Here is a 13,407-nt window from a genome sequence, read left to right on the forward strand (position 1 = left end):
ATTGTTTCAGGCAAGTCTTTTTGCATAAAATGAGAGCTGCATGCAATATAAAAAGATCTAAGTATTTACTTTGAAAATAATCAAAAACCCCTTATAATGAAAAAAAGGGTGATACGATGGGCATACGAATGTTAACAATCAACGTGAATGGGTATGACATACAGGCAAAATACAAGGAAGAGGATATCAAAACAGTATTTATGCCATTTCTTCAACATGTCATACAGCTGCAAAAGGAATCAGGAAAAAGACTCATAGTCTTTCTGGCGGCTCCTCCTGCAACAGGGAAATCCACACTTGCGATAGCACTCTGTCAGTTCGCCAGAGAATTGGGCTGTATGGATATGCAGTATGCCGGTATGGATGGATTTCATTATACGAATGCCTGGCTCGATAACCATTTTCAGGATGGAAAAAAACTAAAGGAACTAAAAGGTGCTCCGGAAACATTTGATGCAGAAGCAATGTATGCATTGATAAAGGAAACAAAAGGAAGCGATACCTGGTGGCCGGTATATGACCGTAATCTGCATGAGCCGCTGAAGCATAGGCTGCATATTACAGGCAGTATTCTTCTTGTGGAAGGTAATTATCTTCTGTTGGACGAGAAACCCTATCGCTCCCTTTCTGCACTATGCGACTATTGTGTGTTTATTCAAGCGGAGGAAAACCTGCTGCGTGACAGACTCATTGACAGAAAAAGCCGCGGCGGGCTAAGCAATGAGCAGGCAGAGGTTTTTTATGAAAAAAGTGATCGCTGCAATGTACAGCGTGTCTTACATAACCGTTTGAATAGTGATGAGGTGTGGAAGCTTTGTACAGATGGAGGGTATCGGCTCATTTCTCGCAGCTTCGACGAATCGTGGCAAACATTCTGTGAATGAGAAAGGAAGCGATACACATTGCCGTGATATAAAGGAGATTGCCTATCCATATGCCGGTACGCTTCATAATTTGAGAGAATACAGGCTGGGTAGTGATTTTGTAAGGACTGATATAAAACATATTGATATCCCCGTAGGAATGAAATAAAACATTGAGCAGTGTGGCAGCTCCTATGCAGATAAGTAAAATCGGAAGGGTTTTTATAAACCCTGAAAGAGAGGTATCACCGTGTCTTGAAAAGCCGATGAAAAAGCTGACAAACAGAAGAAGAAAGTGCCAGACAAAGGCATGCAGCGTCAAGGTGATATAAGGATGCATGAGGCCATCCGGAACCAGCAGCGCCATAAGACCGCCAAGCAGATTGAAATCCATCAGGAAGGTTTCCAGAGGAATCAGCCATCTGCTTTTTTTTCATAAAGGGAAGAATTGCACAAAGATACATAGGAAGACTGCATAGCTGAAAAGGGAAAATCCACCAGTCATAGGTTTTGTTATCCATAACATAAAAATGAAAGAGCTGCTTGTATAATTCGGAAAGCAGTAAAATAACTGCAATAGCAAACAATATACGGTGATAGCTGCGATCACTCACCCTGCGCAGCTTCCATGCCAGCGCAATAGACACAGGGATACCAACTAGCAGCATAACGATATGAAATAGTCCATAGGGCTTTGGCTCAGCCATTGTCCATGCCGTCGCATTCAGAAAATTCTCCATGCGATCACCTCCTGCCTATAGTATGGACACGATAGTATGAAACTGCAATAGAAAAAAGTGTTTTCACTGGAAGCAGCATTGAAACAGAGGTATTCCATACTGCTTAGCAATTTTCCTTCCTGTATGTTCACCCTTGTGATACATAGGGATCGTTCCATGATTTCACTTGATAAACTGCATACCCGCTTTATGGTTCATGCAGAATTGAGAAACTCAAATCATAACAGCATACTGCGGCTATCAATTCTGTTATACACATGTCCGCGAAGAAAGAAATAAAAGGGATGCTCCTTTCTGTCGTGAGTGTGCAGGCAGGCGCATCCTTGTTTTATGTTCGTTGAAAGCTTGTAATCATAATGAAAACACATAAGACCAGAAAGAGGATCGATATCCAGTTACTGAAAAAGGTACGAACACGGGAACCTCTGTTATGAATTATATAATTCCGTATGATCAGTCTTTTCTGATAGAGAGTAAACATCGCATACAGTAGAAACAGCGCTTCCAGTATAAGAAAGACTGTAGAAATCTGGCCATTGTCTGAAAGCAGTGAGACTTCCATGATTGCGAAAGCGTTATTCAGAAAATGAATCGCTATACCTGGCAGGATACTACCCGACGTTAAAACAACATAGCAAATCATCATACTGAGAGCAAAAACAGGGACACTCTGCGGAAGATTTCCATGCAGCAATGCAAACAGCAGACTTGTCACAAGAATAGCGAAGACATTTCCATATCTTTTCAGCGTTTGCAGTATCAATCCGCGAAAGAGAAGCTCTTCCATGATCGGCGCAATGATACAGGCGGAGAGTACAATGCTTAGATTGTAGGCGATATCCGGCTTCATGGAGAAATCCGGCGTTGTCATGACCCAGCCAAAATGGATGAGGATCTGATTTATCAGCTGTATAAGGATTCCTGCTGCTCCAGACAATCCCATAGCGATAATCGTATAGCGAAGGATGGAAAGAAAATTCCACTCCTTGCATAGAGAGTACGGTATTGTTACATGCAGCTTCTTTTTATATATTACAAGCGTTAAAATCGTTACAAAGCAGGTTGCTATCATACTGAAGATGTTTGTGATTGTTTCAAGCTCTGTTTGCGAAGCGCCTGACATGATGTATGCACTGCTTATGATTCCTAAGGTAAAGGCACAGGCAAATAATAAAATATAGTAGAAAAGCAGAGAGCCGGCTATACGTTTACAGTCCTCTTTGCATAGCTGATCTTTATGTTCCTCTTCCAGATACGGCTCATGTTCCATACGGATACCTCCTATCGGTCAAAGAGCTTACGTCTTGCGGTAGATTGAATAAACAGCTCCTTTAGCCCCTCCACATCATCCTGCTCCAGGGTTGCTTTCAGATGATTGACCTCCTGTATGAAATCATCAATTTCCCGAATCAGGTTCTCTTTATTCAGAAAGAATACCTCACTCCACAGATTCTCGTTGATTTTCGCAATTCTTGTCAGATCACGAAAGGAGTCACCGGTGTATTCTACCAGGTGGGTGTTGTCATTGGTGTTCATAAGAGAAACCGCAATAGCATGTGTCAGATGTGAAACAAAGCCGATCATTTCATCATGCTGTGCAACGGTCAGCTCGGAGATATTACTGAATCCGAGTATTTCGGCAAACTGGCGCATGGTCGCAACTGCTTCCTTCGTATTGCTTTCTGTAGGCAGAATAATGAAGTTGGCGATATGGAAGATGGAATCGTCTGCGAATTTTACTCCGCTGACTTCCTTACCTGCCATTGGATGGGAGCTTATGAACTCCACATCCCTGCGAATGATTTTCTGAATGGGTTCTACAACACCTGTTTTCACAGAGCTTACATCTGTAATCAGAGCACCGGGCTTGAAATATTTCTGATAGGTGGTTATCCAGTCTACCGTCATATTTGGATATAGTCCGCTTATTATGATATCAGCTTCCTTTATATAGTCAATATCAAATGTTGAACCGCGATCGATGATGTTATGCTTGATTGCATAGTCAATGCTGAGCTGGTTGATTTCAATGGCATCAACATGATAGCCGTTTTTCTTTAAGCCCATGGCATAGCTGCCACCGATCAGACCTAATCCGACAATAAGAAATCGTGTATTCTCCTGTATCATAGCAGCTCCACCTTTCCACCAATGGACTGTAAATCTTCAAAGAATGTAGGATAGCTTTTTTGGATTGCCTGAGCACCATCAATGATGCAGGAGGTATTGCTGCAGGCTGCTGCGACACTGAGTGCCATAACGATACGGTGATCATTATGGGAGGAAAGCTCGCTCGTACAGGTATAGGAGGAGTTGCCGGTAATAAAGATTTCATCCTCTGTGGAATGAATATCCACACCGAATTTGCGCAGCTCCTGTTCCATTGCTTCAATGCGGTCACTTTCCTTGATACGCAGTCTGCCTGCATTGTAGATATTGGTATTTCCCGGGGAATACATAGCAAGGACAGTTAGGATCGGTCCGAGATCCGGGCAGTCCGCAAGATCGATTCTACAGCCATGCAGGCTGCTTTTATAAATATGGTAGCCGTTTTTTACCTCTTCAATGCGTACACCAAAGTCCTTCAGTATCGAGAGAATTTTTTTATCTCCCTGCCTGGAATCGTGATGAACACCGGTAATGGTAAGATCATGATTGCATGCGGCAAGCACAGCAAAGAAGGCAAGCTGGGAATAGTCTCCTTCGATCGTATAGTCACATGCTGTATACTGCTGATTGCCCGGAATATGAATGGTCAGATCATCTTTGAAGGAAGCTTGTATGCCATAGGTTTTCAGCATTTGCAGCGTGAGATCAACATAGCTTCTGGATTCAAAGGGCGGAAGGATGTGAATGGTGGAATCCTCCTGCAGGAGTGGCAGTGTGAACAGCAATCCGCTGATAAACTGTGAGCTGACATCACCTTGTAATGTAATATCACCGGATTTCAGACATTCACGGATCGTGATACCGGATGCTTCCTGTCGGAAGGTGATCCCCTGCGCGTGGAACAAATCCTCATAAACCTTCTGCGGGCGCTGCAGCAGTCTGCCCTGACCGGTGAAGGTGATTTCCTGATTGCAGAGAGAGAAAATCGGAATGAAGAAACGAAGAGTGGAGCCGGATTCACAGCAAAACACTTCTTTGTTCTTTATTGTAAAATCTTTGATTCCGGTAACAGTAACCTGATCTGCTTCTATGCGGATATCGGCACCAAGCTGCTGCATGCCGGCAATCGTGGTTTTGATATCCTGCGAATAGGCAACGTTTTTTATGACGCTGGTGCCGTTCGCCAGAGAGGCACAGATAATCGCACGATGTGCCATGCTTTTACTTGGCGGAATGACAACATGACCACTGCAGATGGATGGTGCTATATGGGCTTTCATTTACATCGCCCTCCCGATTACACCTGCGATAGCCTTTCCCTTGCGGATCAGCTCTTTAAAGTTATCCGGCTTGAGAGACTGTGCGCCATCACTCCATGCGCATTCCGGATGATCGTGTACCTCCACAATCAGTCCGTCGGCCCCTGCTGCGATTGCTGCAAGCGAAGCTGCCTCCACCAGCTCCCAATCACCGGTCGCATGACTTGGATCAATGATAATCGGAAGATGTGTTTTTTTCTTGATAATAGGAACTACACTCAAATCGAGGGTATTTCGTGTATAAGGTTCAAAGGTGCGGATACCGCGCTCACACAGCATGACATTCGTATTTCCTTCAGAAAGAATATACTCTGCGGACATGATCCATTCTTCAATCGTATTGGCCAGTCCACGTTTCAGCAGTACCGGCTTGTTTGTTTTTCCAACAGCCTTTAAAAGGTCAAAATTCTGCATATTTCTGGCACCGATCTGAATGACATCGACATGCTCTACAAATTCATCCAGCTTATCGGCACTCATCAGCTCAGTAACAACAGGAAGCCCGGTTTGCTTTCTTGCCTGTGCAAGCGCGAGAATTCCTTCTGTTCCCATACCCTGAAATGCATACGGACTTGTTCTTGGCTTGTAGGCTCCCCCACGAAGCATCATTCCTCCTGCATCCTTTACCTCATGAGCGATATGACAAATCATATCTTTCCCTTCAACAGAGCAGGGACCGCCAATGACAACGATTTTTTCCTTTCCACCGATGTGAATGCCGTTTACCTCTACTATCGTATCCTCCGGATGAAACATCCGGCTTGCCTTCTTATACGGGGATGATACGCGGACAACACTTTCCACATGCTTGTTCGCCTCAATGCGCTTCGGGTCAACCTGTGATGTATCTCCAACAACGCCGAAGACATTAAGGTTTTCACCAATACTCTCATGAATCTGAAGTCCCTTATCCTTCAGCTGCTTCATGACATGCTCAATATCTGCTTTTGTTGCACTTTTCTTCATTGTGATAATCATATCTGCTTCCTCCTCTTATATATGTTACTGTGCCGGTGTTTTTTTTATTTCATTGTCAGGGTTGCTGATCGCTCCATCAGCTGATCCAGAATGCCGATGGCAAGCACACTGTCCACGACGATTCTTGCCCGATGGATAATTGCCGGATCATGACGCCCCTGAATCTGAAGCTTCACTGCTTCGTGAGTCTTTAAATCCACCGTATTCTGTTCCTTATATATAGACGCTGTCGGCTTGATAACCGTACGGATGCGAATCGGCATTCCATTGGAAATCCCGCCATTGATTCCACCATTGTTATTTGTAGCGGTATGAAATCCCTTGTCATAGGTGATCGGATCATTGGCTTCACTTCCATACACATCCGAAAATCCAAAGCCCAGACCGAATTCAATTCCCTTTACCGCTGGAACACTGAATAACAGATGACTCAGTGTGCTTTCCAGCGAATCGAAGAACGGTTCTCCCAGACCTGCCGGAACGTTCAGAATACAGCTCTCCAGAATACCGCCCACACTGTCGCCTTCATTTGCCGCTTCCTCTATCATCGCTTTCATATCTGCAGCTGCTGTATCATCCAGTACCGCAAAATCCATTGTATTGACACGTTCCATCTGTTTCTGTAATTCCTCTATATTCTCAGAAAACGGAATATCCTCTATGGTTCTGCTTTTCTGAATATGGCTTCCTATCAGAATTCCCTTTTCCTTCAGTACCTGCATAGCGATTGCACCTGCCGCTACCAGCGGCGCAGTGATTCTGCCGCTGAAATGACCGCCACCGCGATGGTCCTGCCAGCCCATATACTTTTCATTGGCAGTATAGTCTGCATGAGAAGGGCGCAGCCGATATTTCGTCTTTTCGTAATCATGACTTCTTGTGTTTGTATTTTCAATGAGAATCGTCAACGGTGTACCGGTTGTATGACCATTGAAATAGCCACTGACGATATGCAGCTCATCTGCCTCTTTTCGCTGTGTGGATATTCTGCCCTTTGCTTTTCGCTTTTCCATGACGGAGGCTATAAAATCCATATCCAGTTTAATTCCCGGCGCAAGACCGTCAATCACGCAGCCGATGGCTTCCCCATGGCTTTCTCCAAAAATTGTCACAGAATAATTATGTCCGAATGTATTTTTCATGCTTGTGTTCCTTTCAATATAGTACGTACTTCATCAAGCGGGGTTTCTATCAGTTCCGCTGTTCCTGCCTTTGGAACATGAACGATCGTTACATGATCACCGTCCGCTTTCTTATCTCTGCATAAAAGCTGATATACCGCTTCCGGGTCAAAGTCCACATGTGTGGGGATACCCAGACGCTCATACACGCTTATAACACGCTGCTTCAGCTGTTCATCCTCGATAAAATACAGCATTCCCAAAGCAACACATTCCCCGTGCAGATACTCACTCAGGTGATAATAGCTTTCAATGGCATGTCCGATGGTATGACCGAAGTTCAGAATCTTACGCAGTCCCTGTTCCCGTTCATCCTGCTCGACAACACTCTTTTTCACATACAAAGCTTTTTCAATAATCGTATCCAGATCTTTTTCAATATCTCCATGCTCAAACAATGCAAACAGGGAGGCATCATAGATCAGTCCGGCTTTCAGTGCTTCCATCAGGCCGTTGATATAGTGTCTTCTGGGAAGCGTATGCAATGTTTCCGGATCGATAAAGACCATTTTCGGCTGATAGAAGGCACCGACGATATTTTTAACCTCATCCAGATTGATAGCAACCTTTCCACCAATACTGGAGTCTATCTGTGAAAGTGTGGTTGTCGGTATCTGTATGAAGTCGATTCCCCGCATATAGGAGGCTGCCACATAACCTGCCAGATCACCGACAACTCCTCCTCCAAGAGCGACTACACAATCCTTTCTGGAAAACTTGTGTGCCAGCAGATCCTCATTGATTTCCTTGAAGACGGCAAGGTCCTTGGAATCCTCCCCCTGTTCTATGACATGCACATACCCTTTCTTACATTGTTCCCGTACGATATTTGCATAGGCCTCCGGTACGCCGCTGTCTGTAACAATCATCACCTTGCGGTTTAAATCAATATAGTCATTTAAACGATACAGTATCCCGTGTTCCATCAGGATGTCATATCCGTTCTCCTTTAAATCAACGTGTAATTTCATAACAATATCCTCCCTTTTATGAAAAAAAAGCATCCTGTGTGTATCGCAGATGCTTTTGTGTGCTCGTTATAAAGTGAAAATAACCATGACTTCTTCAATGGCTTTATAACGGACTATTCAAAGTAATAAAAGTATGCTTTCTGTATCATGGTCAAATCACTCCAATTACCAATATGATAATATACTTTATGCATAATTACAAGAAAAAAACACAAATTTATGAAAATAATTTCAGTTTATGAAAATGTAATGAAAACATGATGCCGCTATTGCTGATGACAGAGTTAAGACGGTATAGGAGGACTCTATATAGCTATCCGTTACAGCACAATGAGTTTTGGATGATACTATTTGCACACAATTTGTAAAACTTTTCATAAATTTATGTAAGTTTTGGATTTATGATAGGAACTTAAATGGAAATATTGTATAATATTGAGGAAACAGGGGTGAGTTTATGAGTTTATTGGATGATGCCCGAAAACGGATCAATGCGATTGATGAGGAAATGGCAAAACTTTTTGAACAGCGCATGCAGGCGGTTGAAGATGTTATCCGTTACAAACAGGCGCATCAGATGAAGGTTTTGGATACATCAAGAGAACAGTATGTTATTGAACATAATACAGCATTTATCCAGCGTGAGGAATACAGGGACAGCTACATAGAATTTATCAGTGAAATGATGGCAATCTCTAGAAAATATCAGCGATCGATCATCAACCGGGATCTTATCGGTTATTCCGGGACAGAAGGAGCATTTTCCCATATTGCTGCTGAGCGGGTGTTTTTGGATCACCGAAAGAAAAGCTATGCCTCCTTTGAAGACGTATTTCATGCAGTAACGGAGCGGGAAGTGGCCTATGGAGTCATTCCGTTTGAAAATTCATATACTGGTGAAGTGGGAGAGGTACTGGATCTTCTGATGCGTTATGATGTATATATCAATGATATATACGATTTGCAGATATCACAGAATCTGCTAGGTGTAAAGGGAGCATCTCTAGCGGATATCAAACAGGTGTATTCCAAGGATCAGGCGATATATCAGTCAAAGAAATTTCTAGAGGGACGCGGCTATGAGCTGATACCATATCCGAACACTGCGCTTGCGGCAGAGTATGTTGCGAAAGAAAATGATAAATCCAAGGCTGCCATTGCCGCGAAGGAAAATGCAGAGCTGTATGGTCTGGATATACTTGCGGAGGATATCAATACAAGTGAACAGAATACGACACGCTTCATCATCATCAGTAAACAGCTGATACAGCAGGGCAATCGCTTCTCGCTCGCTTTTACAACACACCACAAGGCAGGTGCACTCGTACATGCGATGAATATTATCGCTCAGTATGGATTTAACATGCAGAGTATTAAGTCCAGGTCGATAAAGGAACGTCCATGGGAATACTATTTCTATGTGGAAATAGAAGGAAATCTGAAGGATGCAAAGGAACAGCATCTGATCCACGATTTAAAGGAAGCATGTGAAGAGGTAAAGATACTCGGAGCATATCAAAATGATGAAAGAAAGCAGGGATGAATATGAGTTTTGTGAAACAGAACGTCAATAAGGCGCCAATCGAAGATACAGTATTCGCTATTGTGAAAAAGGCAAAGGAAGCCAAGGCTGCCATCGGTGCAGAGCAGGTTGTCGATGCGACCATCGGCTCTTTATATAATGAAGAAGGGAACATCGTTGCCTTTGACAGCGTGTTTACACCTTATAACGAAATAGCAAAGGAAACAAAGGCTGCCTACGCGGCCAGCTTTGTCGGCAATGATTCTTTCCGTAAGCAGGTTTATGAATGGATCGTAGGCGGCACGGGCTCAACTCTGGCACACAGTGTGATTGCCACACCGGGGGGAACCGGGGCAGTAGCGATCACCATGCAGGAAATACTGGATGAAGGGGAAACAGTTATTCTCCCTGAAATCGCATGGGGCAGCTATAGGCTGATGGCGACCATGGATAATCTGAAGGTGAAAACCTATTCTCTGTTTGAGGGAGATCATTTCAATGTAGAGTCCTTAAAGGAAGCCTGCCGTGAGGTTATGAAAACGCAGAAGAAGCTGCTGCTGGTAATCAATGATCCATGTCATAATCCAACTGGTTACTCTATGAGTATGGAGGAATGGCAGGAGATTGTGGCATTCCTGAACGAATGTGGAAAGGAAGTGCCGGTGGTGCTTCTCAATGACATTGCTTATATTGATTTTTCTTATGATTTAGAGCATTGCCGAAATTATATAAAGACATTTAATGATTTTTCAGAAAATGTTATGGCTGTAATTGCCTTCAGCTGCAGCAAGGCGCTGACCTCCTATGGCTTGCGTTGTGGTGCCGCTATTCTGTTAGCACAGACAAAGGAAGCCGTACGCGATGTGGAAATCGTATTTGAGAAGGCGGCCAGAGCTACCTGGAGCAATGTGCCAAATGCTGCTATGGAAAATTTCACATATGTTACAACAACCAATTATGATGCATATATGAAGGAAAAGGCGATGTATGTGGAGCTTCTGAAAAAGAGAAGTGACATCTTTACAGAAGAAGCAGATGCCTGCGGATTGGATTACTATCCTTATAAAGAGGGCTTCTTCGTAACTGTGAGAATCGAGGACAATGCATTGCGTGATGTTTTCCACGAAAGCCTGATGAAGCAGCATATTTATACAGTAAAGGTAAATAAGGGCATTCGTGTTGCGGTGTGCTCCCTAAGCAGTGAGAAATGCAGAGGGCTTGCGAAGCGCATGAAGGAAATACTTGATACATGTAAATAGAAGCATATTACATTAGCATGAAATAGATAAGCAGACCGGGTATTGCGGTCTGCTTTTACGCTTTTCGTAATCCGATGTATTCACTTTGTATATCGTTTTTTTAGCTTTTTTCAGTTCAAAAAATATAATCGGTAAATCGCTTTTTGTAATTATCTTCGCATTCTGACTTTAAAAGCTGCATCCTGAATACCATCTTCTAAATCCGGTAAGACATTGTAAAAAGTGCCGTTTTTTTCCTGCTGCTTTTCTGAATTACTATCATGGAGATACGGAGCTGTTATATATGACAAAATCAAACACGCCTGTTGTTGTCTGTCTGTCTGGGACAAGTCACCATGAACGCTTATTCCCATACATAATTCCTTCATCAGAGTCATTGTTATCGTTCAGTACTTCTCAGCTTCCTGTAACTTTTCCACCCTTATAATGACGTAGTTTTGCAGCTTTACCAACCATTTATAATTTCAATTTTACAATTTTCACATCTTTTCAGTATTCGAAGGAATATGTAAATCAGAATATACATCATAGAAACCAAATTCGTGCAGTTCGAATGAAGGTTATGGTATAGTATAAGAAAAGAAATGAGGGATAGCATGATACTTTTTGTAAGCGGACGCTGTGATATACCGGCATTCTACAGCACATGGTTTTTCAATCGGCTTCAGGAAGGCTTCGTGGATGTTAGAAACCCGTTCAATCCTCATCAAATCAGTCGTATTTATCTGAATGAACAAAATATTGATGGTATTCTGTTTTGTACAAAAAATCCGATTCCCATGATGAACAGACTGGAGGAAGTACCCTTTCCCTATCAGTTTCAGATTACGCTGACACCTTATCATGAGGATATCGAGGAACATGTAGCATCCAAAAAGGAAATCGTAAATGCGGTAAGAGAAATGTCACTGCGACTGGGAAAGGATCGTATAATCGTTCGCTATGACCCGATCCTGCTTACTCCCAAGTATACCGTGGAGTACCATCGGCGGGCATTTGAAAAGCTGTGCAGCCAGTTGGAGAGCTATGTGGACACAATTATCATTTCATTTGTGGATATGTATAAGAATACGGCAGGCAATCAGAAGCGTATGCAGCTACAGGAAATGCGCCGACAGGATATGCTGGATGTCGGAAAGGCACTGGGCAGTGTCGCTGAGCGCTATGCTGTACATGTACAAACATGTGCAGAGGATATTGATCTTTCCCCCTATCATATTCACAAGGGACTCTGTATGGATCGTAAAAAGCTTGAGAGACTGGTACAGCATTCCTTGGATCATATTCAGGGAAAGGGTGTGCGATCTGTCTGTGGCTGCATGCCGACGGTTGATATCGGTGATTATAACTGTTGTCCGCACGGCTGTCGGTACTGCTATGCCAATTATAATGAAAAACAGATTGCGGAAAGAATGAAGCTCCATGATCCGCAAAGCAGCGTCCTGCTGGGACACCTTGATGAAGAGGACAAGATTACGATACGGGAGGATAAGCATATCCGTCAGATTTCACTGCTGTAGGACGAAAATATTTTCAGGTATGATAAGGAAATCCTAACTTGAAGTTTCTATTGCATAGCTTGTTCTATCCATGCCATTTTCTTTTTGTTCGTGATTCATAGCGTGGTATAATAAACACACAAGGGAGAATGAATTGTTTGCCAATTGGTATAGAGAACTTCAAACTATGATAGATGAAGGTTATTATTATGTTGATAAAACCCTATTCATTAAGGAAGTGCTTAATGAAAAAGTTGCACTGTACACAAGACCGCGTCGGTTTCACAGAATAGTATCGCGATACCTTTGGTATCCGACAAGAGGCGCGCTAGTAGCGGGAAAAACATTAAATATGAGTAGGCGCTGCCCGCCCAGGCGTGCTATATTATTTCTTTTCTATGAAAGAGAAAGAGAATGCGTATCTTTTTGATAATCTTGAAATTTCAAATGATTGTGATGCTTTGCTTCATCAGCATGCATATCCAGTTGTATTTATCACCTTAAAGGATATGAAAAGAGCTGATTATAAGATGCAGATTGAGAAATTCAGTTTTATAATTTCAGACATTGTTAATGCAAATTCGGAATTGCTGAATAGTCCAATGTTAAATACTGCACAGAAAAATTTGTTGACACAGTATCAAAATGAGACCTCAACCATAAGCAACTTAATGGATGCTTTGTTTAAAATCAGTATTTGTATGCAACTGCATTTTCAGAAAAAAGTCATTATTCTGATTGATGAATAGGCGCGCCCGCCCATGGCGTGATGTTCCTTTACAGACTGCATATTTGAATGGCTACTATGATGAAATGGTAGACTTTCTCAGGCATGTGTTTAGTGCAGCCCTTAAAACAAATGATGCTTTAGAAAAAGGTATTTTGACAGGTTGTAGACCTAAAGCCGATGGCAGAAAAGGCTTGTGAACAAATCAAAAATCAGAAATATATAGAGGGATTGTATGC

12 protein-coding genes and 2 pseudogenes are annotated in these 13,407 nt (G+C 42.7%); 6 read left to right on the forward strand and 8 right to left on the reverse strand.

Annotation, left to right across the window (positions count from 1 at the left end; all coding sequences use genetic code 11):
• Nucleotides 1–116 precede the first annotated feature (116 nt).
• Nucleotides 117–884, forward strand: a complete 768-nt coding sequence (locus G4D54_00265) for a nucleoside/nucleotide kinase family protein (protein ID QJA00947.1) — start codon at nt 117–119, stop codon at nt 882–884.
• Here the strand turns inward: G4D54_00265 and G4D54_00270 are convergent.
• From G4D54_00270 to aroB, 7 genes and pseudogenes are all read right to left on the reverse strand, one after another.
• A pseudogene (locus tag G4D54_00270) lies at nt 838–1,603 on the reverse strand (YwaF family protein). The gene G4D54_00265 and the pseudogene G4D54_00270 sit on opposite strands and share 47 nt — an antisense overlap.
• Nucleotides 1,604–1,931: 328 nt before the next feature.
• A complete protein-coding gene (locus tag G4D54_00275) occupies nt 1,932–2,873 on the reverse strand; it encodes a CPBP family intramembrane metalloprotease (protein QJA00948.1) in 942 nt (313 codons plus the stop codon).
• Between the two features lie 11 nt (nt 2,874–2,884).
• The gene (locus G4D54_00280) at nt 2,885–3,733 is read right to left on the reverse strand and encodes a prephenate dehydrogenase (protein QJA00949.1); all 849 of its coding nucleotides are present in this window, start codon (nt 3,731–3,733) and stop codon (nt 2,885–2,887) included.
• Nucleotides 3,730–4,992, reverse strand: a complete 1,263-nt coding sequence (gene aroA / locus G4D54_00285; GenBank protein ID QJA00950.1) for a 3-phosphoshikimate 1-carboxyvinyltransferase — start codon at nt 4,990–4,992, stop codon at nt 3,730–3,732. Before aroA ends, G4D54_00280 begins: the two co-directional genes overlap by 4 nt.
• Nucleotides 4,993–6,009: a 3-deoxy-7-phosphoheptulonate synthase gene (gene aroF, locus G4D54_00290; GenBank protein QJA00951.1), complete on the reverse strand. Its 1,017-nt coding sequence runs from the start codon at nt 6,007–6,009 to the stop codon at nt 4,993–4,995. It lies immediately after the preceding gene.
• A gap of 44 nt (nt 6,010–6,053) precedes the next feature.
• The gene (gene aroC / locus G4D54_00295) at nt 6,054–7,151 is read right to left on the reverse strand and encodes a chorismate synthase (GenBank protein QJA00952.1); all 1,098 of its coding nucleotides are present in this window, start codon (nt 7,149–7,151) and stop codon (nt 6,054–6,056) included.
• Entirely contained in the window at nt 7,148–8,161 is a 1,014-nt protein-coding gene (gene aroB, locus G4D54_00300; protein QJA00953.1) for a 3-dehydroquinate synthase, read from the reverse strand. The genes aroC and aroB overlap by 4 nt, the downstream gene beginning before the upstream one ends.
• 457 nt (nt 8,162–8,618) lie before the next feature.
• Here aroB and G4D54_00305 point away from each other — a divergent pair, with 457 nt between their 5' ends.
• Both G4D54_00305 and G4D54_00310 read left to right on the forward strand, forming a co-directional pair.
• The gene (locus G4D54_00305) at nt 8,619–9,704 is read left to right on the forward strand and encodes a chorismate mutase (protein ID QJA00954.1); all 1,086 of its coding nucleotides are present in this window, start codon (nt 8,619–8,621) and stop codon (nt 9,702–9,704) included.
• 2 nt (nt 9,705–9,706) lie between these two features.
• Nucleotides 9,707–10,942, forward strand: a complete 1,236-nt coding sequence (locus G4D54_00310; protein ID QJA00955.1) for an aminotransferase class I/II-fold pyridoxal phosphate-dependent enzyme — start codon at nt 9,707–9,709, stop codon at nt 10,940–10,942.
• A gap of 149 nt (nt 10,943–11,091) precedes the next feature.
• On the opposite strand, the gene G4D54_00315 is transcribed toward G4D54_00310, so the two are convergent.
• The gene (locus G4D54_00315) at nt 11,092–11,295 is read right to left on the reverse strand and encodes a hypothetical protein (protein ID QJA00956.1); all 204 of its coding nucleotides are present in this window, start codon (nt 11,293–11,295) and stop codon (nt 11,092–11,094) included.
• Nucleotides 11,296–11,538: 243 nt separating this feature from the next.
• Here G4D54_00315 and G4D54_00320 point away from each other — a divergent pair, with 243 nt between their 5' ends.
• The 3 genes and pseudogenes from G4D54_00320 (at nt 11,539) to G4D54_00330 (ending at nt 13,190) form a co-directional block, all read left to right on the forward strand.
• A complete protein-coding gene (locus G4D54_00320; protein QJA00957.1) occupies nt 11,539–12,462 on the forward strand; it encodes a DUF1848 domain-containing protein in 924 nt (307 codons plus the stop codon).
• Nucleotides 12,463–12,590: 128 nt separating this feature from the next.
• Nucleotides 12,591–12,773: pseudogene (locus G4D54_00325) on the forward strand (AAA family ATPase).
• 66 nt (nt 12,774–12,839) lie between these two features.
• Nucleotides 12,840–13,190 carry a hypothetical protein gene (locus G4D54_00330; GenBank protein QJA00958.1) on the forward strand — a complete coding sequence of 117 codons (351 nt, stop codon included), beginning with the start codon at nt 12,840–12,842 and terminating at the stop codon, nt 13,188–13,190.
• Nucleotides 13,191–13,407 lie beyond the last annotated feature (217 nt).

Origin of the sequence: [Clostridium] innocuum, from assembly GCA_012317185.1 — a bacterium.
Classification (GTDB): Bacteria; Bacillota_I; Bacilli_A; order Erysipelotrichales; family Erysipelotrichaceae; genus Clostridium_AQ; species Clostridium_AQ innocuum.

What these genes read in the sequence shown, in the direction of transcription:
- aroC (QJA00952.1), bottom strand. Translation starts at nt 7,151, where the DNA reads ATGAAAAATACATTCGGACATAATTATTCTGTGACAATTTTTGGAGAA.
- G4D54_00265 (QJA00947.1), top strand. Translation starts at nt 117, where the DNA reads ATGGGCATACGAATGTTAACAATCAACGTGAATGGGTATGACATACAG.
- G4D54_00330 (QJA00958.1), top strand. Translation starts at nt 12,840, where the DNA reads ATGAAAGAGAAAGAGAATGCGTATCTTTTTGATAATCTTGAAATTTCA.
- aroF (QJA00951.1), bottom strand. Translation starts at nt 6,009, where the DNA reads ATGATTATCACAATGAAGAAAAGTGCAACAAAAGCAGATATTGAGCAT.
- G4D54_00280 (QJA00949.1), bottom strand. Translation starts at nt 3,733, where the DNA reads ATGATACAGGAGAATACACGATTTCTTATTGTCGGATTAGGTCTGATC.
- G4D54_00315 (QJA00956.1), bottom strand. Translation starts at nt 11,295, where the DNA reads ATGGGAATAAGCGTTCATGGTGACTTGTCCCAGACAGACAGACAACAA.
- G4D54_00310 (QJA00955.1), top strand. Translation starts at nt 9,707, where the DNA reads ATGAGTTTTGTGAAACAGAACGTCAATAAGGCGCCAATCGAAGATACA.
- aroA (QJA00950.1), bottom strand. Translation starts at nt 4,992, where the DNA reads ATGAAAGCCCATATAGCACCATCCATCTGCAGTGGTCATGTTGTCATT.
- aroB (QJA00953.1), bottom strand. Translation starts at nt 8,161, where the DNA reads ATGAAATTACACGTTGATTTAAAGGAGAACGGATATGACATCCTGATG.
- G4D54_00305 (QJA00954.1), top strand. Translation starts at nt 8,619, where the DNA reads ATGAGTTTATTGGATGATGCCCGAAAACGGATCAATGCGATTGATGAG.
- G4D54_00275 (QJA00948.1), bottom strand. Translation starts at nt 2,873, where the DNA reads ATGGAACATGAGCCGTATCTGGAAGAGGAACATAAAGATCAGCTATGC.
- G4D54_00320 (QJA00957.1), top strand. Translation starts at nt 11,539, where the DNA reads ATGATACTTTTTGTAAGCGGACGCTGTGATATACCGGCATTCTACAGC.